This window comes from Aurantimonas manganoxydans SI85-9A1, from assembly GCF_000153465.1.
In the GTDB taxonomy this organism is placed as follows: Bacteria; Pseudomonadota; Alphaproteobacteria; order Rhizobiales; family Rhizobiaceae; genus Aurantimonas; species Aurantimonas manganoxydans.
This window is the reverse complement of sequence record NZ_CH672387.1, coordinates 4,057,472-4,080,376: the sequence shown is the minus strand read 5'-3', so window position 1 is coordinate 4,080,376 and position 22,905 is coordinate 4,057,472. Positions and strand designations below refer to the sequence as shown.

At 68.9% G+C, this 22,905-nt stretch carries 23 protein-coding genes and 1 riboswitch; of the genes, 12 read left to right on the top strand and 11 right to left on the bottom strand.

Going from position 1 to position 22,905, the window contains the following annotated elements:
* Positions 1 to 88 precede the first annotated feature (88 nt).
* The 3 genes from SI859A1_RS19130 to derI are packed head-to-tail and all read left to right on the top strand — an operon-like array spanning position 89 to position 2,099.
* Positions 89 to 859 (top strand): DeoR/GlpR family DNA-binding transcription regulator, encoded by a 771-nt coding sequence (locus SI859A1_RS19130; RefSeq protein ID WP_040326780.1) that lies wholly within the window; start codon positions 89 to 91, stop codon positions 857 to 859.
* On the top strand, positions 859 to 1,623 hold the full coding sequence (locus SI859A1_RS19125; RefSeq protein WP_009211313.1) for a triose-phosphate isomerase: 765 nt from the start codon (positions 859 to 861) through the stop codon (positions 1,621 to 1,623). The genes SI859A1_RS19130 and SI859A1_RS19125 overlap by 1 nt, the downstream gene beginning before the upstream one ends.
* 14 nt (positions 1,624 to 1,637) lie before the next feature.
* Entirely contained in the window at positions 1,638 to 2,099 is a 462-nt protein-coding gene (gene derI / locus SI859A1_RS19120; protein WP_009211312.1) for a D-erythrulose-4-phosphate isomerase, read from the top strand.
* Positions 2,100 to 2,144: 45 nt separating this feature from the next.
* Here the strand turns inward: derI and SI859A1_RS19115 are convergent, their stop codons facing one another.
* The 9 genes from SI859A1_RS19115 to SI859A1_RS19075 all read right to left on the bottom strand — a co-directional run bounded on the left by SI859A1_RS19115 (position 2,145) and on the right by SI859A1_RS19075 (position 11,648).
* Positions 2,145 to 3,890, bottom strand: a complete 1,746-nt coding sequence (locus SI859A1_RS19115; RefSeq protein ID WP_009211311.1) for a glycerol-3-phosphate dehydrogenase/oxidase — start codon at positions 3,888 to 3,890, stop codon at positions 2,145 to 2,147.
* A gap of 165 nt (positions 3,891 to 4,055) precedes the next feature.
* Positions 4,056 to 4,517 (bottom strand): 6,7-dimethyl-8-ribityllumazine synthase, encoded by a 462-nt coding sequence (locus SI859A1_RS19110; RefSeq protein WP_040326778.1) that lies wholly within the window; start codon positions 4,515 to 4,517, stop codon positions 4,056 to 4,058.
* A gap of 81 nt (positions 4,518 to 4,598) precedes the next feature.
* A riboswitch (FMN riboswitch) is annotated at positions 4,599 to 4,745 on the bottom strand.
* 138 nt (positions 4,746 to 4,883) lie between these two features.
* Positions 4,884 to 5,837 carry a carbohydrate kinase family protein gene (locus tag SI859A1_RS19105; protein WP_009211309.1) on the bottom strand — a complete coding sequence of 318 codons (954 nt, stop codon included), beginning with the start codon at positions 5,835 to 5,837 and terminating at the stop codon, positions 4,884 to 4,886.
* 17 nt (positions 5,838 to 5,854) lie between these two features.
* Positions 5,855 to 6,916 (bottom strand): ABC transporter ATP-binding protein, encoded by a 1,062-nt coding sequence (locus SI859A1_RS19100; RefSeq protein WP_009211308.1) that lies wholly within the window; start codon positions 6,914 to 6,916, stop codon positions 5,855 to 5,857.
* 42 nt (positions 6,917 to 6,958) lie between these two features.
* Positions 6,959 to 8,029, bottom strand: a complete 1,071-nt coding sequence (locus SI859A1_RS19095; protein ID WP_009211307.1) for an ABC transporter ATP-binding protein — start codon at positions 8,027 to 8,029, stop codon at positions 6,959 to 6,961.
* 5 nt (positions 8,030 to 8,034) lie between these two features.
* Entirely contained in the window at positions 8,035 to 8,319 is a 285-nt protein-coding gene (locus tag SI859A1_RS19090) for a hypothetical protein (RefSeq protein WP_024350930.1), read from the bottom strand.
* A gap of 2 nt (positions 8,320 to 8,321) precedes the next feature.
* Positions 8,322 to 9,149, bottom strand: coding sequence for a carbohydrate ABC transporter permease (locus SI859A1_RS19085; protein WP_009211306.1), 828 nt, complete (start codon positions 9,147 to 9,149; stop codon positions 8,322 to 8,324).
* Entirely contained in the window at positions 9,146 to 10,081 is a 936-nt protein-coding gene (locus SI859A1_RS19080; protein ID WP_009211305.1) for a carbohydrate ABC transporter permease, read from the bottom strand. The genes SI859A1_RS19085 and SI859A1_RS19080 overlap by 4 nt, the downstream gene beginning before the upstream one ends.
* A 73-nt stretch (positions 10,082 to 10,154) precedes the next feature.
* Positions 10,155 to 11,648, bottom strand: coding sequence for an ABC transporter substrate-binding protein (locus SI859A1_RS19075; protein ID WP_040326041.1), 1,494 nt, complete (start codon positions 11,646 to 11,648; stop codon positions 10,155 to 10,157).
* A 166-nt stretch (positions 11,649 to 11,814) separates the two neighbouring features.
* Here SI859A1_RS19075 and SI859A1_RS21100 point away from each other — a divergent pair, with 166 nt between their 5' ends.
* Positions 11,815 to 13,896 (top strand): bifunctional sugar-binding transcriptional regulator/dihydroxyacetone kinase subunit DhaK, encoded by a 2,082-nt coding sequence (locus tag SI859A1_RS21100; protein WP_009211303.1) that lies wholly within the window; start codon positions 11,815 to 11,817, stop codon positions 13,894 to 13,896.
* 39 nt (positions 13,897 to 13,935) lie between these two features.
* Positions 13,936 to 14,574, top strand: coding sequence for a dihydroxyacetone kinase subunit DhaL (gene dhaL, locus SI859A1_RS19065; protein WP_040326776.1), 639 nt, complete (start codon positions 13,936 to 13,938; stop codon positions 14,572 to 14,574).
* 30 nt (positions 14,575 to 14,604) lie between these two features.
* Here the strand turns inward: dhaL and SI859A1_RS19060 are convergent, their stop codons facing one another.
* Entirely contained in the window at positions 14,605 to 15,243 is a 639-nt protein-coding gene (locus SI859A1_RS19060; RefSeq protein ID WP_009211301.1) for a response regulator, read from the bottom strand.
* Positions 15,240 to 16,595: an ATP-binding protein gene (locus SI859A1_RS19055; protein ID WP_009211300.1), complete on the bottom strand. Its 1,356-nt coding sequence runs from the start codon at positions 16,593 to 16,595 to the stop codon at positions 15,240 to 15,242. The genes SI859A1_RS19060 and SI859A1_RS19055 overlap by 4 nt, the downstream gene beginning before the upstream one ends.
* 206 nt (positions 16,596 to 16,801) lie before the next feature.
* On the opposite strand from SI859A1_RS19055, the gene SI859A1_RS19050 reads away from it, so the two are divergent.
* From SI859A1_RS19050 to SI859A1_RS19020, 7 genes are read left to right on the top strand one after another with little or no spacing between them, the layout of a single operon-like run.
* Positions 16,802 to 17,821 carry an AAA family ATPase gene (locus tag SI859A1_RS19050; protein ID WP_050767612.1) on the top strand — a complete coding sequence of 340 codons (1,020 nt, stop codon included), beginning with the start codon at positions 16,802 to 16,804 and terminating at the stop codon, positions 17,819 to 17,821.
* On the top strand, positions 17,821 to 18,759 hold the full coding sequence (locus SI859A1_RS19045; RefSeq protein ID WP_009211298.1) for a DUF58 domain-containing protein: 939 nt from the start codon (positions 17,821 to 17,823) through the stop codon (positions 18,757 to 18,759). The genes SI859A1_RS19050 and SI859A1_RS19045 overlap by 1 nt, the downstream gene beginning before the upstream one ends.
* A complete protein-coding gene (locus SI859A1_RS20520; protein WP_009211297.1) occupies positions 18,743 to 19,174 on the top strand; it encodes a hypothetical protein in 432 nt (143 codons plus the stop codon). Before SI859A1_RS19045 ends, SI859A1_RS20520 begins: the two co-directional genes overlap by 17 nt.
* On the top strand, positions 19,171 to 20,133 hold the full coding sequence (locus SI859A1_RS19035) for a VWA domain-containing protein (protein WP_009211296.1): 963 nt from the start codon (positions 19,171 to 19,173) through the stop codon (positions 20,131 to 20,133). The genes SI859A1_RS20520 and SI859A1_RS19035 overlap by 4 nt, the downstream gene beginning before the upstream one ends.
* A complete protein-coding gene (locus tag SI859A1_RS19030; RefSeq protein WP_009211295.1) occupies positions 20,130 to 21,056 on the top strand; it encodes a vWA domain-containing protein in 927 nt (308 codons plus the stop codon). The genes SI859A1_RS19035 and SI859A1_RS19030 overlap by 4 nt, the downstream gene beginning before the upstream one ends.
* Positions 21,056 to 21,697 carry a tetratricopeptide repeat protein gene (locus tag SI859A1_RS19025; protein ID WP_009211294.1) on the top strand — a complete coding sequence of 214 codons (642 nt, stop codon included), beginning with the start codon at positions 21,056 to 21,058 and terminating at the stop codon, positions 21,695 to 21,697. The genes SI859A1_RS19030 and SI859A1_RS19025 overlap by 1 nt, the downstream gene beginning before the upstream one ends.
* Positions 21,691 to 22,896, top strand: coding sequence for a BatD family protein (locus SI859A1_RS19020; protein WP_009211293.1), 1,206 nt, complete (start codon positions 21,691 to 21,693; stop codon positions 22,894 to 22,896). The genes SI859A1_RS19025 and SI859A1_RS19020 overlap by 7 nt, the downstream gene beginning before the upstream one ends.
* The last annotated feature ends 9 nt before the right edge of the window (positions 22,897 to 22,905 follow it).

Genomic DNA, 22,905 nt, shown 5'->3' with positions numbered 1-22,905 from the left:
TATAACAAAATCACAAGAGGTGTGTTGCGAATTCCCCGCGGCCTGTTACATGAAGCTGAACCTGCGCGGTCGGGAAGGACAGGTCATCGTGAAGCGGGACGATCGCAGACGCGGCATCGTCGATATCCTCGTCGAGGAAGGCGCAGCGACGCTGGATCGCCTGGCGCTGCATTTCGGCGTCTCGAAAATGACCATCTACCGCGATCTCGACGAGCTGGAGGCGGACGGTCTCCTGCGCCGGACCCGCGGCGGCGCGACGATCGAGGCGAGCGGCCAGTTCGAGAGCGATTTCCGCTACCGGGCGCGCATGGCCGCGGCGGAGAAGCGAGCGATCGCGGCGCGGGCGGCGGATTTCGTCCAGCCCGGCATGTGCGTCATGGTCGACGACGGCTCGACGGCGGGAAGTCTGGTGCCGTTCCTGCGCGAGAAGCGCCCGCTGACCGTGGTCACCAACAACATGGCGGTGATCGCCGGCCTGGCCGGCGAGGCGGGAATCGAACTCATTGCGCTGGGCGGGAATTATTCGAAGAAGTTCAACGGCTTCTTCGGCGTGGTGACGGAAACGGCGCTGGCCTCGCTGCGGGCCGATATCGTGCTGCTGTCGAGCTCCTCGATCGAGGGCCGGACGGCGTTCCATCAGGAACAGGAGGTGCTGGCGGTCAAGCGGCGGATGATCGCCTCGTCGGCGCAGCGCTATCTGATGGTCGATCATTTCAAGTTCGGGCGCACCGCCCTGCATCTGTTCACCGATCTGGGCGTGTTCGACGGGGTGGTGACGTCGCAGGCCCTGCCCCGCGAACAGGCCGCCGCGCTCGAAGAGGACGGCATTCGATTGTATCTGGCAGAGGACGACGCGTGATGGTTGAGGCACCGCAAGTCTGGATCGGCACGAGCTGGAAGATGAACAAGACGCTGGGCGCGGCACGGCATTTCGCCGAGACGCTCGGACAGGCACCCGGCGACGATCGCATCCAGCGTTTCGTCATTCCGCCCTTCACCGCCCTGCGCGAGGTGAAGGCGATCCTCGCCGGCACCGACGTGAAGGTCGGCGCCCAGAACATGCACTGGGCGGACGAGGGCGCCTGGACCGGCGAGATCTCCGCGCCGATGCTCACCGATTGCGGGGCCGACATGGTCGAGCTCGGCCATTCGGAGCGCCGGGCGCATTTCGGAGAGACCGACGAGACGGTCGGGCTGAAGACCGAGGCCGCCATCCGCCACGGCCTGATCCCGCTGATCTGCGTCGGCGAGAGCGCCGAGGACAAGGCCTCGGGCCGTGCCGACGCCGTGCTGCTGCGCGAGGTCGAGGGTGCCCTGTCGAAACTGTCCGAGGCCCAGAAGGCTGCCCCGATCCTGTTCGCCTACGAGCCGGTCTGGGCGATTGGCGAGGGCGGCACGCCCGCTGCGCCCGACTATGCCGACGAACGCCAGGCGCGCATCATCGCGGCGACCGAGGAGATCACCGGACGCCGGCTGCCGTGCCTTTACGGTGGCAGCGTCAATCCCGGCAATTGCGCTGAACTCATCGCCTGTCCCCATATCGACGGGCTGTTCATCGGGCGGTCGGCCTGGAACGTCGAGGGTTATCTCGACATCCTGTCCCGCTGCGCCGCCTCCATCTGAAGAAAGGACGTCCCATGAAACTCGCGATCGCCGGCGACAGCGCCGGAGCTCCCCTCGCCAAGGCCCTTGCCGAACATCTGACCGGCAAGGCCGGCCTCGAGGTCTCCGAGGTCAGCAACCCGCCCGAAGGCGCCGAGAAATTCTATGCCGACCTGTCCGACCGGGTCGCCAGCGGCATTCTCGACGGCACCTATCACCGGGCCATCCTGTGCTGCGGCACCGGCATCGGCGTCTGCCTGTCGGCCAACAAGGTGCCGGGCATCCGCGCCGCGCAGACCCACGACACCTATTCGGCCGAGCGCGCGGCCCTGTCCAACAACGCCCAGATCATCACCATGGGCGCCCGGGTGGTCGGCTCCGAGCTCGCCAAGAGCATCGCCGAGGCGTATCTGGCCTGCGAATTCGATCCCAACGGCCGCTCGGCCGACAATGTGAAGGCGATCGACGCCCTCGACGCCAAATATCACGGGGCCTGATCCGACCTCTTCGCGCGGCGCGTCACGGATGCGCCGCGCAGGTCCTCAGACCCGCATGCGGCGCGTATCGCGGAGCAGCGTCGTCACCGCCTCGATCTCCGCCGCCCGCCGCTCCGGCGACCATTTCAGCGCGCTCGCCGCGACGATGGCGATGGCCTCGATGTCGCGTGAGGTGAACAGGCCGGCGACACCGAGATTCAGGCGCCGCAGGACGATGTCCTCCAGCCGCACCACATCCTCGTTGCGGGCGATCCAGTCAATCTCGCGAAGGCTCACCGAGCGGGAATCCGGCAGCCGGTCGGCATCGACATGATCGCAGATGTGGTGGGCGATGGAGAGCGCCGTCGTGCCATAACGCTCCAGAAGGGTCTCCAGCCGCGGCTCGTCGAGCCACGTCGCCACCGAGGCCTCGGCGAGCCACACTGACCGCGCCAGCGGATTGCCCGGATAGTTGCGGCCGCCGCCGATCGCCAGATGCTCGGTCGACTGGACACGGCTGCGCTGCAGGCGCTGAAGAATCGTGTCGGTCGCGGTTTCGGCGAACTGGCGATAGGTGGTGAACCGGCCGCCGACCAGCGACAGGATCGGGAATGGCCGGTCCGCGTCCGCCTCTATGATGGGGATGGGCCCGCCGGGGCGCGGCGTTTGGCCGGTCGCCTCGTCCGGCGCCGTCGCCGGAACGGTCCTTGCATAAGTGCAGACCACCTGATCGGCCGTAAACTCGAGATCCGGCAGGACGGTGCGCAGGGCATCGAGCAGCGCCGCGATGTCCTCGTCCGGGCAGCGCGCCTCGTCCGGATTGTCGGTGGGGGCGTCCGTCGCGCCGACGAGCACCCGGCCGAGATAGTCCTGCGCGGTCAGGACCCGGCCATCGCCTGCCATCTCGAAACGCAGCACCCGACCATCGAGCTGGCGGCGCAGCGCCTCGTGGTCGAGCAGGATGTGGCTCTGCCGTCGCCCGGCAACTTGCGCCTCGGGCGCGCCGAGGGCGGCGTTGACCTCGTCGATCCACGGCCCCGCGGCATTGACCACCAGCGTCGGGCGCACGGCGAAATCCGTGCTGTCCTCGCTCTCGAAGGAGAGGCTCCCGCCGAAACAGGAGACGAGGCGCGTCCAGTTGGCGGCCCGGGAAGCGGGACAGGCGTCCAGCCCGTCCTTCACCATCTCGTAGACCAGCCGCTCGGGCGCCGTGATCCGTGCATCCTGGTAGAGGCCGGCGGCGGCGATGCCCGACGCCAGTTCGGGGAACGCCGCCCCTGCCGCCTGCCGGCTCAGGAGCTGGTGGCGCGGCGTGTCGACGGGCGCAGCGGCAATGCGGTCGTGAAGCGCCAGGCCGAGGCGGGCGAGGATCGCGCCGCGCTGCCGCGGGGCGGTGGGCGTGCCGAGAAGCGTCGCCAGTGCCGCGCCCAGTCCGCCGAGCCAAGAAAAGACCGGAAATACCACCGGCAGCATGTCGACGAAATGCGGCGCGTTCTTCAGAAGGCGGTTGCGCTCGCTGGCGGCCTGTCTCGCGCCGGCGAGATCGCCGATCTCCAGCTCGGCAAGCCCGCCCTCGATCAGCCGCGAGCCGGCCGCGCTGGCGCCACCGCCGAAATCGCCCCGATCCACGATCAGGCAATTGACGCCCTGCGCGCAGAGATCGCGGAAGAGCCCGGCGCCGTTCACCCCGGCGCCGAGAATGACGACATCCACGGGATCGCCCTCGACGAGGGGAGGCAGGTCGAAGGGGAACGCAGCGTCGAGATCGTCCGTGGCATCGGGCGCGCCGGCCGGAAAGTCCGTGGCATTCATTCCTGCGTCCGATCCCCCTGTGCCGCCCGTGCGCGACACGCCGCCCCGCAATCGGCGGGGCCGGAACAGCGTAGCCACGCCCACGCGCCGACTGCAATCGTCTGCGCGCCGTGGCGCGCGCCTTGCGGTCGCAGGATCATCGTCCGAGGCCGGACGCCGCCCCGATCAGGCGACGCGGTGGATGGCGGCGGTGGGCTTCTCGATCGACTGGCGCGTCTTGACGATCATCAGCGCCGCCTCGGCCGCCTCGCGGCCCTTGGTGACGAAATGCTCGCGGAAGATCGCCTCGTGATGAGCCGTCTCCTGGTAGTGATGCGGCGTCAGCGACACCGACAGGACCGGCACGCCGCTGTCGAGGCCGGCGCGCATCAGCCCGTCGACCACGGCCTGGGCGACGAAGTCATGCCGGTAGATGCCGCCATCGACGACGAGGGCCGCGGCGGCGACCGCCTTGTAGCGGCCGGTCATCGCGAGATCGCGGGCCATCAGCGGCATCTCGAAGGCGCCGGGCACGTCGAAGACGTCGACCTGATCGGCGGGAATGATCTGGGTGAAGCCTTCGAGGGCGCGCGACACGATGTCGGCGTGCCAGTTGGCCTTGATGAATGCGTAGCGGGTGGGTGCCATGGTGATCTCCTTCGCAACGGACACGTCACCCAAGGCGATCACGGACGCGGATACGCGAGGCTTTCGCCTGGCGCGCATTGCGTACGTTCTCTCTCATCCGGACTATGACCGTCGGCTCAGGCACCGCACCTGATCTGCTGATCCCTTCGAAGCCGAAGAGCGCTCGCGGGCTCGCGGCAACCACCGCATACCGCCGGTGGGGACTTTCACCCCGCCCTGAGAACGGGTGGAGATAAAGCACCGCCGACGCGTGCGTGCAAGCCGCATGGCACGGCAACGGGCGGGACGTCAGGTCGGATCGCGCGCGCCGCGATCATCATGGCGGGCCGAGGTAGCGCTGCGATGGGCCCGGCCTTCTTCGGGCCGTCAGCCCTTGCGGCGCCCCGCCTGCAGTGCTGCAACCCGCTCCTTCGTATGGTCGAAGGACACGACGCCGGCATCCGAGCCGAGGCCGCTGGCCACCAGCGCTGCGACGCCTTGGGCGAAATCGATGGCGGCTTCCGGGTCCATCCTGTGGGTCAACGCGGTGATGAAGCCGGCGTCGAAGGCATCGCCGCAGCCGGTCGTGTCGACCACGTCGATATCATAGGCCGGCACATGCAGGCGCGTGCCGTCGGCGGCGGCGTAATAGGCGCCCTCGCCGCCGAGGGTGAAGACGCAGGTTTGCGCGCCCCGGTCGAGATAGAAGGCGGCGCAGTCGGCCGGCGACGTCTGGCCCGACATGTCGCGGGCTTCCTCGATCGAGGGCATGAAATAGTCGATGGACGGCAACAGCGGCAGCACCAGGCCGGCGGTTTCCGCGCTGGCGGCGATCAGGTCGAAGGTCACCGTGCAGCCGCGGCGCTTGGCCTCTTCCAGGAGCAGCCGGCTGCGCTCGCCGTCGAGGGTCTTCAGGAGGCCGGTGCCGCCCAGATGCAGGATCGGCGCGTCGAAAATCTGGTCGTAGAGGCGCGGCGGAACGTCGAAATGGTCCGAGGCGCCGCGCATGTGCAGGGCCGGGCGCTCGCCATTCGGCCGGATGTTCAGGATCGTCGCCGAGGTGGGGATTCCGTCGAGCCGCTGCATGGCGGAGATGTCGATGCCGAGCCGGTCCATCGCGCCGAGGACGAAATCGGCCTTCTCGTCGTTGCCGACGGCGCCGACGGCCAGGCTGTTCAGGCCGAGCTTGGCGGTGTTGACCACCACGCCGCCAGCGGTACCGGCAACGGTCAGACGAATCTCGTCGATGAATTCGACATTGCCGCGATCCGGGATGCGGCTGACGGGGCGGCCGAGAATGTCGAGGATGTAGAGCCCGACGACGGAGACATCGTAGCGCATGGTCGTCCCTTCCCCTGTCAGGAGACGCGGTTGCCGTCGGCAAACAGCATCAGCCGGTCGCGCGGCACCGACAGATGCACGGCTCCGCCGAGCGCCGCCGGCGGGCGGCCGTCGGTGTTCACCTTGACCACGGTCTCGCCGATCTTCGCCTTGGTCAGATAGCGGCCGGCAATGCCGATCGCCTGGTCGACGAGGATGGCGCCGACGCTGCCTTCGGTCGGCGCGCCGGTCATGCGCACCAGTTCGGGCCGGATGCCGAGGGTCAGCTGGCCGCGGGGAGGGCTGGCCGGGGCCGGCAGCGGTTCGGCGAGGATCGGGGCGTGGATGCCGCGGCTGTCGAGTTCGGCGGGAATGAAGTTCATGCCGGGATTGCCGAGGAACCAGCCGCCGAACTCGGTGGTCGGCTGGCCGTAGAGCACCTGCGGGCGGTCATACTGCATGATCCGGCCGTCCTTCATCAGGGCGATCCGGTCGGCCAGCGTCATTGCCTCGGTCTGGTCGTGGGTCACGTAGACGATGGTCTGCTTCAGCCGCTTGGTGACCCGCTTGAAGGCGCGGATCAGCTGCAGCTTGGCGTTGACCTCGACATTGGTGGTCGGCTCGTCGAACAGGACGATCTCGGACTGGCGGGCCACGGCCCGGCCGACGGCGACCTTCTGGCGGCTGCCGGCGTCGAGCTGCTCGATGAAGGCGCCGGCCAGCGGTCGCAGGTCGAGGACGTCCAGCACCTCGTCGACGCGGCGCTTGCGCTCGGCGGTCGAGACGCTGCGGTCGTGGCGCATCGGCAGCTCCAGGTTCTCGGCCACCGACAGGGTCGGGTACATGACCGGATACTGGAAGACCATGCCGACATTGCGCTTGCGCGGCGGCAGCCGGGTCACGTCGCGTCCGCCGAAGAGGACGCGGCCCTCGCTCGGGCGTTCCAGCCCCGCCAGCATGCGCATCAGCGTGGTCTTGCCGCAGCCGGAGGGCCCGAGCAGGCAGGCGACCTCGCCGTCGGCGAAGGTCATGTGGACGTCGTCGACGGCGGTGAAGCTGCCGAAGCGCTTGGTGACGTGCTCGATGACGATTTCAGCCATGGATGTTCTGTCCTGCTCGAACGCGTTGGGCCTGCGACACGGTCATCGCGAACCTGCCAGACGCTGCCCGCTGGTGCCGTCGAACAGCAGGATGTCGGCCGGGTCGATCCGCACGCCGACCGTGCTGTCGAATTCGGGCGGGGCGCGATCGAACAGCGGGATCGCGCTGGTCAGGGAGTGGCCGTCGAGATCAAGATAGACCACCGCCTCGCCGCCGAGATTTTCCACCAGCGTCACCCGCGCCTGCATCGTGCCGGCGGTGTCGCCCTCCGGGTTCAGCCGCACATGCTCCGGCCGGATGCCGGCAATCACCGCGCTGCCCTCTTCAAGGCCGGCGGCGGGATGGCGCAACGGCCCCGCCGTCACCGTGCCGTCGGCGACGCTGCCGGGATAGAGATTGGCGTTGGGAAAACCGATAAGGTCCAGCGAGCGGGCCTGGGACGGCTGGTGATAGACCGCGGTCACCTCGCCATCCTGGATCACCCGGCCCTGGTCGAGGACGGCCAGCCGCTGCGCCATGGTCAGCGCCTCCAGCGAATCCGAGGTGGCATAGAGGAAGGTGGCGTTCAGCTCCTCGCGCAGCGATTTCAGCTCGTCCATCAGCCGTTCGCGCAATTTGTAGTCGAGGCCGACCAGCGGATCGTCGAGGACGAAGATCTGGGCATCCTTCAGGAGGCCGCGCGCCACGGCGACGCGCTGCTTTTCGCCGCCCGAGAGCTGGTCCGGCGTCTTTGCGAGGAGATGCGTGATCGACAGGATGCCGGCGGTGCGGTCGACCCGGGCGGCGATCTCGTCCTTGGGAAAGCGCGCCAGCGTCAGCGGATAGGCCATGTTCTGGGCCACCGTCTGGTGCGGGTAGAGCGCGAAGTTCTGCGGCACGTAGCCGATCGGCCGCTCGGCCGGCGGATCGCCGACGATGTCGCGGCCCGATAAAAGGATCTGCCCGGCATCAGGCTTTTCCAGCCCGACGAGGATGCGGAACAGGGTCGACTTGCCGGACTGGGGCGGGCCGCACAGGACGGTGAAGCTCTGCGGGGCGACGTCGAGGGTCAGCGCGTCGAGAGCGACGGTCTTGCCGTAGCGTTTGGTGATGCCTTGGAACTGCAGCGACATGGAGATCAGCGACCGAGTTGCGAGAATGTCGGGACCATCAGGATGCCGACCGAGAACACGGCCGCGATGACCAGGAGGACCTTGAGGATGAAGAACAGGCTGGCCCCGGCCGAGGCGTCCTTGCGCAGGTTGCCGACGGCGATCTGCAGGAGGGTGGAGGCGACCAGCACGCACAGGCCGACCTTGTAGACCATAAGATTGTAGCGCTGGGCGATCATCAGGATGCCGGCGAGCAGCCCGAAGATCAGGATCGTTTCCAGCCGTTCGGGAAAGGTGCGGGTGGCTTTCATGCTCAGACCTCTCCCCGCACGGTGCCGAAGGTCATCCCGACCAGCAGATATTTCTGGAAGATGTAGATGAAGACCACCGGCACGATGATGTAGACCGAGGTCATGGTGGAAATGAACGTCCAGTTGACGCCGCCGTCGGAATAGGTTCCGACCGACAGGGCGTAGGGAATGTTCTGGGTATTCACGCCGCCGATGATGAAGTTGAAGAGATATTCGTTCCACACGAAGATCAGGTTGAAGATGAAGGCGGCGATCAGGCCGGGCCGGACCTGCGGCATCACCACCTTGAAGATCACGTGGAACCACGAGCCGCCATTGACGATGCCGGTCTCGTCGAAGCGTGTCGACACGCCGTCGAGGAAGCCCTTCAGGATCCACACCGAGAAGGGGATCGAGAACATCGCGTAGAACAGCATCAGCCAGAGATGCGAATCCTTCCAGCCGAAGGCGACATACATCAGGAAGACCGGCAGGATCACCGCCGGTCCCGGCAGCATGCGGATCGACAGGAGCAGGAACATCAGGAAGTCGGTGCCCTTCGGCCGGAAGCGCGAGAAGCAGAAGGCGGCCAGGAAGGACACGACGACGGCGATCAGCACGGCGCCGATCGACAGCACCACCGAATTGGCGATCTGCAGGAAGATCTCGCCGCGATTGAACAGGTCGACGTAGTTGTCGAGCGTCGGCTTGAAGAACAGCTTCGGCGGCATCGCCAGGATGTCGCTGCGGGTCTTGAAGGACGACATGACGATCCAGGCGATCGGCGCGAAGAAGATCAGCGCGATCAGCCACAGGGCGGCGTAGTACAGCCATTCGCGCAGGCGGCTCATGCTCCGTTCTCCCGACGGCGACGCAGGCTGAGCACGAAGATGAAGGCGCTGGTCATGGCGATCGATATCAGGAGGAGAAGGACGGCATAGGCCGACGACCAGCCCATGTTGAAGCTTTCGAAGGCCTGCTTGTTCAGCTCTAGCGCCACCAGCCGGGTGGTCTGGCCGGGCCCGCCCTTGGTCATCGGGATGATCAGGTCGAGCGTCTTGAAGCTGTCGATGGTGCGCAGGAGGATGCCGAGCATCATGATGAACTTGCCGTGGTGCCAGATGACCAGGGTCAGGCGCCGCAGGAACGGCACGCGGTCGATCTCGGCGGCCTCCAGCTCGGCCTTGGGCACCGAGCCGAGCGCGGCCAGCGTCATCAGCGTCATGAACGGTGTCCACATCCAGCAATCGACCGCCAGCACCGCCCAGAACGCGAGCTCGGGATTGCCGAGGAAGTCGATGGGCCCGCTGTCGAACAGCGCCCGGCCGAGATAGTTCAGCACGCCGAAGGTCGGGTCGTAGATGAAGCGGAAGAAGGTGCCCGAGGCCACCGGCGTCAGCACCATCGGCGCGAACAGCAGCGTCAGGGCGATGCGCCGGCCCGGCATGTCCTTCGATCCCCAGAAGAGGAAGCCGAGCATGGCGCCGAGAAGGGTCTGGATGGTGACGCCGCACAGCACGAAGGTGAAGGTCCGCGACAGGTCGAACCAGATGCCGTTCTTGCTGGCGAGGATGGCGAAGAAATTGCGGAAGCCGACGAAGTCCGGCGGCATGCCGCTGGTCAGCGAGAAATTGTAGAAGGACAGGCCGAGCAGCCACAGCGTCGGGATCGTATTGAACACGATGAAGAAGATCATCACCGGCGCCAGCAGCGTGAGGATCAGCGTGGCGCGGTTGTCGAACAGGCGGGCAAAGGGCCGCCGACGCTGCTGGACGGGGGGCATTATCGGGCCTCGATCTTGGAACTGGATGGCCGGACGCGGAAGGGCTCCGCGTCCGGCCGATCGGTGGACCTGCTTACAGCGAGGTCATCGCGCAGCTGTCGGACGGCGCTTCTTTCGCCGTGCCGGAATCGTAGAGGATCTGCTGCTGGGCGCAGGCGATGTAGTCCATCACCGCCTGGGCGTCGGTCGACTGGCCGGTCACGAAGGAGGAATAGCCCTCCTGCTGGACCGACAGCATCTCCGAGTATTTCGGGTCATGCCAGAAGTCCTGCGAACGACCGTCCTCGAGCATGAACTTGTAGGTGCGGTTCCACGGGTTGATGTCGTCGAAATCGTCCCGCGACAGGGTCGCCTTGTCGCACGGATTGCCGCCGCGCTTGGCGAATTCCAGCGCCGTCTCGGGCTGGTACCACCAGTTCATGAAGTCGATGGCGACGCGCATCTTCTGCTCGTCGTTGAAGGCGTTGATCACCCAGGGCTGGCCGCCCATGGAGTAGACCCGCTTGGCTTCGCCGCCCGGCGCCTTGTGCTTGGGCGGCGGCACGACCAGCACCTTGCCCTGCAGTTCCTCGGTGATCATCGCCGGGCCGACGGCGGCCCACTGGATGGTCGCGAAGACCTTGCCCTGGGTGAAGACGTCGATGCCCTCGGCGATGCCGATATTGGTGGCGCCCGGCGGGCAGTATTTCAGCCAGCGCTTGTATTCCTCCAGCGAGGCCGCGTTCTCCGGCGTGTTGAGGACGCCCTCGACCTGGCCGGTCTCGGCATCCCACAATTCGCCGCCGCGGCTCCACAGGAAGTTGTTGAAGGCGCAGGTCGCGAAGTCGTAGACGCGGCTGTACTGCTGGGCAAAGCCCCAGCGCTGCTCGTCCGGCCGGGTGAAGAAGTCGGCGACCTTCTCGAACTCGTCCATCGTCAGGTTCTCGAAGTCCTCGAAGGTCGAGGGCAGATCGACGTCGTACTTCGCCTTGAACGCCTCGCGCTCCTTGGGATCGTCGAGCCAGTCCTTGCGCACGAACAGGGCCTCGACGTCGCCCTCCTGGGGCAGGCCCCAGATGTTCTGGCTGCCGTCGGGATAGGTCATGTAGGTGTCGACGACGGTCTTCGAGTACCAGTCGATGTCGAGCGCCGGGTTCTGCGCGATGACGTCGTTCAGCTGCAGGATCCAGCCCGGCTGGGCGAGCGCGCCGAGCCACTGGCTGTCGGAAATGATGATGTTGAATTCCTGGCTGCGCGTGACCAGCGAGGTCGCGGCCTTCTGGAACAGGTCGGCGAAGGGGGCTTCCTGGAAGTTGAAGGAGACGTCGTAGCCATATTTCTCCTTCACATATTCGGCGAAGAGCGGCGACATCTTCACGCCCAGCGACGACGGCACCCAGCCGGCGATGCCGAGAATGTTCATCTCGATCGACTGGCCGGCGAGCGGATGGCTCTCCTGGGCGTGCAGTCGGTTGATGAAGGGGGCGCCGAGGACGGTCGACAGCCCGAGGGCGGCGCCGCCTTTCAGAAGGCTGCGGCGCGGGACCATCAGTCCGGAGCCGGCCCGTTTGTCGAATGAATTCGTCATGCCTGTTTCCTCCCAGTTGCAATAGTGGCCGCCGGCGGCCCGTGGCGTTCCGGCGCTGCTGTGCAACCGCGTGGCATCGACGGCTGAATCCCTCCCAGGACCGTCGGATCGCGATTGGCAAACCCTATTGGCGACAATATTCAAATCCTATAAGACAAATGTCAAGATGGCTTCCTTGAACACCTCCATAGCGCGCAAGAACGCCTCCGGTCGGCCCACTGCCGGGGCTACTCCGGTCCCGCTGCCGTTCCGCGACGATCCACTGTTGTGGGCCGGCTGGCTCTATGCCCGCGACGGCATGACGCAGAACGAGATCGCCATGGCGATGGGCGTCTCGCGGGCGACCGTGAACGGCTATCTGGCCGAGGCGCGCACCCGCGGCATCGTCACCCTGTCGATGGAGACATCGCGGCTCAGCGAGCTGATGATCGCCCAGGCGATGAAGGACCGCTTCAATCTCAGCGACTGCATCGTCATTCCCAGCGCCGAGACCGACCAGGGCCTCGACGAGCGGCTGGGCGAGACCGGCGCGCGGGTGCTGCAGCGGCTGATCCGGCCCGGCGACACGCTGGGCATCGCCTGGGGCCGCACGATGATCGCGCTGGCGCGGCGCATGGGCCCGGGCCGGGTTCCGGACCTGTCGGTGATCCAGCTCACCGGCGGCACTTCGGCGCCGGTGGATTTCACGCCCGAACTCTGCGCCTCGCAACTGGCCACGGCACTCGGCGCGCGCTCGATCAACATCACCGCGCCGGCCGTCGTCTCCAGCGCCGCGGTCCGCGACGTGCTGATGGACGAGCCCCAGCTGCGCGAGCAGTTCGACATGGCGCGGCGGGCCGACAAGGTGGTCTTCGGCATCTGCTCGACTAGGCCCGACAGCACGATCCACGCCAGCGGGCTGGTGCGTCAGGAGGAGCTGTCCCATCCGGCCTTTCACCGGGCGACGGCCGTCGTTGCCGGTCGCTTCATCGACGATCGCGGCGTGCCGGTGCGCGCGCCGCTGGATGCGCGCACCATCGGGCTGACGCTGGAGGAGATCAGCGCGATCAAGGTGCGCATCGCGGTGGCCGGCGGGGCGCGCAAGGTGCCGGCGATCCTGGCGGCTTTGCGCGGGGGCTATGCGAATATCCTGATCACCGACGCGGCCACGGCGCACAGCATTCTGCAGGCGGAGGGGGTGCCCGAGTCGCTCGGCGCCCTGCGAGGAACCAGACGCACACAGCTACAGGGAGGCAATCCAGTGAAGACCAAGAAGCTCATCAACGACCCGAAGAACATCATCGAGGAGATGCTGGACGGGATCGTGAAGGCGCATCCCAGACATGTGCGCCAGCTCGAACACAGCCCGCGCTCGGTGATCGCCGTCGACGGCCCGCGCAAGGACAAGGTGGCGATCGTCATCGGCGGCGGCTCTGGCCACGAGCCGTCCTTCGTCGGCTTCGTCGGCAAGGGCATTGCCGATGCCTGCGCCATCGGCAACGTCTTCGCCTCGCCGCCGCCGGACCCGATCCTGGAATGCACCAAGGCCGTCGATGGCGGCGCCGGCGTCCTCTACATGTACGGCAACTACGCCGGCGACGTGATGAACTTCGACATGGCGGCCGAGATGGCGGCGATGGAGGACATCGAGGTCCGCACGGTGCTGTCCACCGACGACGTCGCTTCGGCGCCGATCGACCAGAAGGAGAAGCGCCGCGGCGTTGCCGGCAATTTCTTCATCTTCAAGATCGCCGGTGCGGCCGCCGACCACATGTGGTCGCTGGACGAATGCGAGCGCGTCGCCCGCAAGGCCAACGATCACACCTTTACCGTCGGCGTGGCGCTGGCGCCGTGCTCGCTGCCCCAGACCCTGCGGCACAATTTCGAGATCGGCCCGGACGAGATGGAAATCGGCATGGGCATCCATGGCGAGCCGGGCGTCACGCGCGAGCCGCTGCGCACCGCCGACGACGTCACCGACGACATGCTGGAGCGGATCTTCGCCGAGATGCCGGCCAAGAAGGGCTCGAAGGTCGCGGTGCTGATCAACTCGCTCGGCTCGACGCCGCTGATGGAGCTCTACGTGATCAACCGGCGGGTGCACGAGCGCCTCGAGCGCAAGGGCATCGACGTGCACGCCACCTGGGTCGGCACCTATTGCTCGTCGCTCGAAATGGCCGGCATGTCGGTGACGCTGATCCTGCTCGACGACGAGCTGACCGAGCTTCTCGACCATCCTTGCGATTGTGCGATGTTCCGTGCTGGCTAAGCCTCGCCGGACCCCGCCAACCCGATACGGACCATGCCCATGACCATCACCACCCAGCATCTCGTCGCGATGTTCGTCGCGATCGCCGATGCCATCGAGGAACACAAGGACCATCTGTCGGAACTGGACGGCGTCATCGGCGACGCCGACCACGGCGTCACCATGGGGATCGGCTTCACCGCCGTTCGCGAGGCGCTGGGCCAGCTCGACACCGCCGAGAACGAGCCGGCCATCGTCTTCAACACCGCCGCAAAGACCTTCCTCAACGCCGTCGGCGCCTCCTCCGGGCCGCTCTACGCCACCGCCTTCATGCGGGCCGGCGCGGCGGCCAAGGGCAAGCCGGAACTCGACCGCGACGCCATGGTCGAGGCGTTCTGCGCCATGGCCAAGGGGATCCAGGACCGCGGCAAGGCCGAGCGGGGCGACAAGACCATGGTCGATGCCTGGCTGCCGGCGGCCGAGGCGATCGGCGAGGCGGCCGAGCGCGGCGACGATCTGGCCGCGTGCTTCCGGGCAGCGGCCCGGGCCGCCGAGGAGGGCGCCGAGGCGACCAAGGCGATGCGGGCTTCCAAGGGCCGTGCCGCCCGGCTCGGCGACCGCTCGCTCGGCCATATCGACCCCGGCGCCGCCTCGACGGCGCTGATCGTCGGCGTCATGGCGACCCAGCTCACCGGCTGAGCCGGACGTCCCGGCGATCGAGGTTCTGCGCTAGCGGCGGACCAGCCCGGCCTCGATCGCCACCCAGACCAGATGGGCGTCGGTGCGCGCGCCGAGCTTGGCCTTGATCTGGTAGTGGTTGTTCTGGACCGTCTTGACGCTGAGGCAGAGGCCGGCGGCGATCTCGTCGGAGGTCATGCCCGAGGCGAGCATGCGCAGGATCTCCGTCTCGCGCGGGCTGAGATCGGCGATCGCCGTCGCGCGGCCTTCGACCCGTTCCTCGGCGATCTCCTGGGCGATGTCCGGGCTCATCGCCCGCCGGCCGGCGAGGATCGCCTCGATGGCCTGCACCAGTTCGGCCGGATCGCTGCTCTTCGTCACATAGCCGGACGCGCCGGCCTCGAAGGCCTTCAGCGCAAAGGCCGAGCCCTGGTGCATGGTGAAGATCAGGATGCGGGCGGCGCCGTCCCATTGCCGGATATGCCGCGTCGCCTCGATCCCGCCGGGCCCCGGCAGCGTCAGGTCCATCACCACGATGTCGGGCGTCGTCTCGCGGTAGAGGCGATAGGCCTCGCCGGCATCCGCCGCTTCGGCGACCACCGCATAGCCCGGCCGCCGCTCGATCAGCCGGCGATAGCCCTCGCGCACGATCGGATGGTCGTCGACCAGCATGATCCGCGCGGTACTCATGGCCGCAGCGCCCCGGTGGGAATGGTCGCCGCCACGCGGATGCCGCCCTGCGCCTCGCCGATGGAGAGCGTGCCCCCCAGCGCCGCAATGCGCTCGCGGATGCCGGCGATGCCGAAGCCGGTGCCACGCTCCAGCGCCTCGGGCCGTCCGCCGCCATCGTCCATCACGGTCAGTTCAACGCCCGGTGCGCCGCCGGCGCTGTCGCGGACGACGCGGACGACGATCCGCCGGGCCGAGCCGTGCCGGGCGGCATTGGTCAGGCATTCCTGCACGATCCGGTAGAGGTTCAGCGCCGCGGCGTCGTCGAGGCCGGCGAGATCGCCCTCGGTTTCCAGGACGAAACGGGTCCGCCCGCCAAGGCTCGCCTCCCAGCCATGCAGCATGGTGCGCAGGCTCGGCTCGAGGCCGAGCTGATCGAGGTCGGGCGGCCGCAGCCGGACGAAGGCACCGCGCAGGGTCGCCATCATCCGCTTCACCATGCGGCCGATCGCGCGGGCGTCCTCGGCGATGTCGTCGCGGCCCGCCGGCGAGGCCGCCTCCAGCGACGCGGCCATGGCGCCGGCAGCGGTCAGACACTGGCCGAACTCGTCGTGCAGTTCGCGGGCCAGCGTGCGCCGCTCGTCCTCCTGCACCTCGAACAGCTTGCGCATCAGCGCCGCGCGCTCGGCGGTAGAGCGTTCCAGCCGGCTGGCGAGGCGATTGACGGCGATGGCGAGGCGGCGGAACTCGGCGGTGCGGAAGGAGGGCAGGCGGCTGCCGATATCGCCCATCTCCAGCCGTTTCAGCCCGTCGACGATCGCCTGCACGGGAAGCAGCGCATGGGCGATGGCCAGGCTCGACAGGGCGATCATCGCGGCCGCCAGCGCCAGCGCCAGCGCCGCCGCGATCCGCACCTGCTGCCAGATCCGCGTGGCCGCGGCAACCGGATCAAAGCTGGTGCGCAGCCGCCGTCCGTCCTCGCCGAAGATGCGCACCTCGCGTTCGAGCGCCGCCGGATGCCGGAAGCCTGCGGCCAGCGCCGCGCGAAACCAGCCCGGGGCGACCGAGCCGAAGGCGTTCCAGCCCGAGCACAAGCGGCGCGTCCCGCCGTCGCGCTCGGTGAAGGCGACACAGGTGCCGGGGGTCATCACCGAGACGATCTCGATGGAGCGCCGGGCGATATGGGTCGATTCCACGCCGCCGCTGCCCAGCATGTAGATGCGCTCGAGCTGGAAGGCGACGCGGGCCTCGGTCGCCTTCAGCTCGGTCCGGATCGCCGCCTGGGTATCGGCGACGACATAGACGATCGCGCCGGCCAGGCACACGCAGGCGACGCCGAAGAGCCGCAGGATCAGCCCCATCATCAGGCTCATGGCGAACGCTCCCCCTGTCGATCCGACGATCAGGCCCAAGCCGGAGCCCCGCCGCAAGGGGGGGCGCGATCGATCGGGCAAATTGCCTGTGTGCGGCCGGGCGTGATGCCCTACCCAAGACGCGACGCATCCGACATAGTGCCGGCGTCCGGGTGGAGTGGCACCGGCCCGCGGCGCCGACGTGAATCTATCGGGATATGAGTGCCATGCAGGATGCAACCGCGGTCTCGCGCGACGCCGAACCCGCTCTGTCGAACGACTGGCCGGATGGCGGCGGCGCCCATGCCCTCTCGGCCCTGCAGCGGGCCGTCGAGACCGGCCTGATCGGCCACCAGCCCCTTGTCGAACGGCTGATGATCGGGCTCCTGACCGGCGGCCATCTCCTTATCGAGGGTGCCCCCGGCCTCGCCAAGACCCGCGCCGTCAAGCGGCTGGCCGACGGGCTGGAATCCCCCTTCTCGCGCATCCAGTGCACGCCCGACCTGATGCCGGCCGACCTCACCGGTACACAGGTCTTCCGCCCCGAAAAGGGCGTCTTCGAATTCGTCCAGGGCCCGGTATTCCATTCCCTCGTCCTCGTCGACGAGATCAACCGCGCCCCGCCCAAGGTGCAGTCGGCCCTGCTTGAGGCGATGGCCGAGGGGCAGGTGACCGCCGGCGGTACGACCTATGCGCTGCCCGATCCCTTCATGGTGGTCGCCACCCAGAACTCGATCGAGCACGAGGGCACCTTTCCGCTGCCCGAGGCTCAGCTCGACCGCTTCCTGATGCATGTTCTCGTCGACATGCCCGACGCCCGCTCCGAGCTCGCCATCCTCGACCTCGTCGAGCGCGAGGCGAGCGGCACCGAGGCGGCCATGCCGCATCCGGTGACCAGCGCGGCGATCGTCGCGGCCCGGCAGGCGGCCGCGAAGGTGCATCTGGCGCCGGCCCTGAAGGACTACATCGTGCGCCTCGTCATGGCGACGCGCGAGGACCAGCCGGCCCCCGACATCCGCAAGGCGATCGAGCATCCGGTGTCGCCGCGCGGCACGCTGGCGCTGGCGGCCTCTGCCAAGGCCCGCGCCTATCTGCGCGGCCGCGACTACGCCGTGCCGGAGGATGTGAGCGAGCTCGCCCCGGACATTCTCGCCCACCGCATCGTGCCGACCTGGCGGGCCGCGGCCGACGGCGTCACGGCGCGCAATCTCGTCGCCCGGCTCGTCGACCTCGTCCAGCCGCTCTGATGAGCCGCATCGTCCCGCCGGCGGACCATGCCGGCATCGCCGTCGATGCCGACGCGCTGTTCCGGCTGCGCCATTACGTTCGGCACATTCCCGAGCAGCGGCTGGCGCCGACCGGCCGGCCCGGCGGCTTTGCCGGCAAGCGCCGCGGCAACGGGCTGGAGATCGTCGACGTGCGGCCCTTCTCCGAGGGCGACGACAGCCGCCATCTCGACGCGGCGACGACGGCCCGCACCGGCCGGCCGCATGTGCGCACCTTCCGCGACGAGCGCGAGAAAACGGCGCTGCTCGTCGCCGATTTCCGCCCGGCCATGCTTTGGGGCACCCGCCGGCGCCTGCGCTCGGTCGCCGCTGCCGACGCGTTGATGCTGGCCGGATGGCGTGTCGTTCAGGCGGGCGGCCGGGTCGGAATGCTGGCCCTCGGCCTCGGTGAGCCGGCTTATGTCGCGCCGCAGGCCCGCGAGAAGTGCATGGCCGCGATCGCCGGCGGTCTCGCCCGCGCCCATGCGATTGCGGTCGATCGCGCCGCCGCCGGCCATCTCGACGATGCGCCGCTCGACCGGCTGCTGGAACCGGCCGGCCGCTTGGTGCCGCGGGGCGGCACGCTGTTTCTCGCCACCGGCCTCGACGTGCCGGGCACGGATTTCGACGGTCTGGCGTTGGCCCTGCGCCGCCGGGCGCGGATCGTCACGATCCTCGTGCGCGACGCGTTCGAGGAGACCCCGCCGCGCGGCGCCTATCCGTTCCTCTCCGGCGATGCGCCGGCCGGGCTGACAGGCCTGCGCTGGGCCTTCGTGTCGGGCGCCGATACGGCCGCCAGACCCGATCTGCGCCGCGAGCGGCTGGAACGGCTCGGCGCGGAGGTGCGCATCGTGGCGGCCGATGCCGAATACGACAGGATGGCCGAGGCTCTGGAGCGCGACGATGTCGACCGATCCTGATCTCGTCGCCCGGCTGCGCCCGGTGCGGCTGCCCGCCGATTTCGCCGCCTTCGACAGATCCGAAGTGCTGGCTGCGGCGGCGCTCGGCATTCTCGCCGGGCTCCTGCTCCTGGCGCTGCTGCATCTCGTCACCCGCCGACGCGACACCGCCCTCACCATGGCTCGGCGCGAGATTGCCGCGGCGCGCCTGTTGCCGGCCGAGGATCGCCTGTTCCGGCAGGCGGCGCTGATCGACCGGCTGCGCCGCGACGCCGCGCCGGCGAGGCAAGGCACCAGGCCCGATTCCGGCGCAATCCTGCGCGAAGACATCGGTGCCTCGCTCTACCGGCCGGGCACGACGCCCGACCTCGACGCCATCGACGCGGCGATCCTGACGATGGCCCGCGGCCGCCGGCGCTTGCGGGCGAGGGCATGACCATGTGGAGCTTCGCCACCCCCTACGCCCTGCTTCTGTTGCCGCTGCCCCTCGCCGCGCTGCTGCTTTTGCTGCCGCGCCAGGCCGCGACCGGCGCGCTGGTCGTGCCCGGCTCCATCGCGGCGCGCTTGGCCACCGGGGCGGCGGACGGCATGCGCGCCCGCGTCCGCCAGCTTCTGCCGGCGCTCACCTGGATCGCGCTGGTCGTGGCGCTGGCCGGCCCGCAGCAGCTCGAAGCGGTCGAGGCCCTGCCGGCGAGCGGCCGCGACCTCGTCCTCGCCATCGACCTGTCGGGCAGCATGGAGCAGGAGGATTTCGTCCTCGACGGCAGAACCGTCTCAAGGCTCGACGCGGTGAAGGCGGTGGCCCGTGATTTCGTGCGCGCCCGGGCCGGCGATCGTGTCGGGCTGGTGATCTTCGCCGAGACCGCCTATTTCGCCGCACCACTGACCTTCGACGTCGAGGCGGTGGGTCGCCTGATCGACCAGGCGACGATCGGCATTTCCGGCCGTTCCACCGCGATCAGCGACGGGCTGGGCCTCGCCCTGAAGCGGCTCGCCCGCTCCGATGCGCGCTCGCGCGTCGTCGTCCTGTTGTCCGACGGCGTCAACAATGCCGGCGCCGTCCAGCCGCGCGATGCCGGATCGCTGGCCGAGCGACTCGGCATCCGCGTCCACACCATCGCCCTCGGCCCGGCCGATCTGGAGACCGATCCCAAGTCCCGCGACGCCGTCGATACCGCGACCCTGCGGGCCATCGCCGAAACCAGCGGCGGCGAGACCTTCCGGGTCCGCACCACCGACGATCTGCGGCAGGTGGCGCGCGCCATCGACGCGTTGGAGACCAGCGCCTTCGAGCGGCCTGCGGCCGAAATCTACAAGTCCTACTGGATCTGGCCGGCCGGCCTCGGCTTTCTCTGCGCGCTCGGTCTCGTCATCGGATGGAGGCGCGGCGCATGAGCCTGCCGGGCGATCTTCTGCTGCTGCGGCCCTGGTGGCTGGCGGTCCTGGTGCTGACCCTCGTGGCCGGCGTCGTCTTCGCCCGCCGGTCGCGCGGGCTGGCCGGCTGGGAGCGCGCCGTCGATCCGGCCCTGATGGCGGCGCTGTCGCGGCTGGGTCGGCTGGTCCCGGGCAGTGCCCGCCACGCCTGGTTGCCCATCGCCGTGGCCGGCCTGGTGGCGCTGGCCCTCGTCGGCCCCGCCCAGCGCGACAGCGGCGCGCCCACCTTCCGCAATCTCGACGGCATCGTCGTCGCGATGGACCTGTCACGCTCCATCGCCGAGGGCGGCAGCCTCGACGACGCCGAAGCCGCCGCGCAGCTTGTCCTGCAGCGGGCCGGCACCCGGCCCGTCAGCCTCATCGTCTATGCGGGCGAAGCCTATGTGGCGACGGCCTTCACCACCGATCCCGGGGCGCTCGGCTCCATCGTCGCCGTCCTCGACGGCGAGACGGTGCCCGACCCCGGCAGCCGCAGCGACCGGGCGCTGGCGCTGGCACGCCGCACCCTGGCGGAGGCGCAGGTCCTGCGCGCCGACGTCGTGCTGGTCACCGACGGGGAGGGGCTAGGCCCCGCCGCCTTCGACGAGGTGACGGCCTTGCGCGCCGAGGGCGCCTTCGTATCGGCGATCCATGTCGCGCCGAGCCAGCGCCCCGGCGACATGCCGCCGCCCGATCCGGCGGGGCTGGAGCGTCTTGCCGCCGCCGGGGGCGGCTTCTTCGCCGACGCCACCGCGCCGCTCGCCGTCGCGGAGGGGATTGGCCGGCGTCGCTCCGATGCTCTGGCGGAAGGCGACTACGCGGTGCTGCACTACACCGATTATGGCCGTTATCTCCTCGTGCTGGCGCTGTTTCCGGCGCTCGCCCTGTTCCGCAGGAGCGTGTGATGCGGCGCTGGGTCCTGCCATTCCTCGCGCTTGTTGTGGCCACGGCCGCAGCGCTCGCCGCCGGCCCCGCTGCCTTCGGCCGGCTGGCGCTTTCCACTGGCCTGCCGGGATTGGCCGCCAGCCTGACCACCGAGCCGGCGGTGCGCGGCGTCGCGCTCTACCGTGCGGGCCGATACGCCGAAGCCGATCTGGCATTTCGCGAGGCCGGCTCCGAAGCCACCTACAATCGCGGCGTCGGGCTTGCCGCGCTCGGCCGCTACGCGGAGGCCGTCGCCTACTTCGACGCGGTGCTGTTCGCCGATCCGTCCGATGCCGACGCCCGCTTCAACCGCGCCCTCGTCGCAGCCCGCATCGACCCGGTGGTGGGTGAGTCCAACGACATCGACGGCATCGCCGCCAATATCGAGGCTGAGGACGCCGCCGCCCAGCCGACCAAGCGCGACGTGCCCAAAGCGCTCACACTCGCCGAGCAGCGCTCCGTCGTGCGGCCGCGCACCGGCCAGGGCGTCGTCGCCAGCGAAGACTGGCTGACGACGCTGCCCGACGATCCTGGCGCCTTTCTGAAGCTGCGGCTGCGCGCCGAGCATCAGCGCCGGCAGGATCTTGGCCTCGCCAACCCGCCGGAGGACACCGCATGGTAGGACGGCTTCTTACCCTGTCGCTGCTCCTCTTCGCCGCGGCTGGACCCGCCGGCGCGGCGCCGCAGGTGTCGGCGCGCGACGCGCGGCTGGCCGTGGTGGTCGATGCGATGCCGGCGGCCCCCTATGAGGACGAGATGGTGCTGGTCACCATTCGCGGCCTCTACGACGTGACCATCGCGCTGGAGACGCTGGTTCAGCCGGATCTGCGCAATTTCTCCTGGATGCAGCTTGGCCGCGACAGCTGGACGACCCAACGCATCGACGGCCGCCAGCTGACCGTCTTCGAGCGGCGGCTGGCGATCTTCCCCGAACGCGGCGGCGACCTGACCGTGGGTGCCTTCGCCCACCGGCTGACGCTGGTCGCCAACAATGGCGAGCGCTTTGTCCACAATGTCGTCTCCGAGCCCGTCACCATCACCGCCGTCCCGCGCCCGGCCACCGAGGGCGGCTGGTGGCTGCCAGCCCGTTCGCTGAGCTACAGCGACGAATGGGACATGGATCCCGCGATGCTGGCCAATGGCGAGACCGCGACGCGCACCGTGACGATCGTCGCCGAAGGGGTGCCGCCCGGCTCGCTACCGCCGCCGCCTAAGATGATCGCGCCCTGGCTGATCTCCTTCATCGCACCCGAAAGCCGCAGCGTCGAACTAACCGAGAACGGACCGGTGTCCACTGTCGTCTGGCAATGGCGCATGCGGCCGGTCTCCTCGCAGCCGGGCTGGCTGGAGGCCTTTCACATTCCCTGGTTCGATACCACGACGCGGGAAATGCGCGACGCGGTGCTGAAATCCCAGCGCATCGCCTTCGCCGCGATCGCCGAGGAGCCCGAGGCCAGCAGCTGGTCCGGCCTCATCGCCCGCAATGCACCGCTTCTCGCGGGGCTTTCAGCCTGTTTCGCGGTGCTGCTCCTGGCGCTGCCGGGCCGGCGCCTGGTCTCGCCCGCCGAGATCGGCCGCCGCCTGCGCCGGTTCCTGCCGGACCGCAACGCCCTGGCGCTTCGCCGGGCCGCCGCCCGCAACGACGCCCGCGCCGCCCGGACTGCTGCCATGGCGCTGCCGAAGGGCGTACGCATCGCGCATGGCCCCGCGTTCGCCCGGCTCGACCGCCACCTCTTCGGCCTCCCGCCGGCCCCGGACATCGATCTCAAGGGGTTCGCAGCACAGGTTCTGGCGCGGCGGAAGGCGGGCAGGAGGCGGTGACGCGGATTC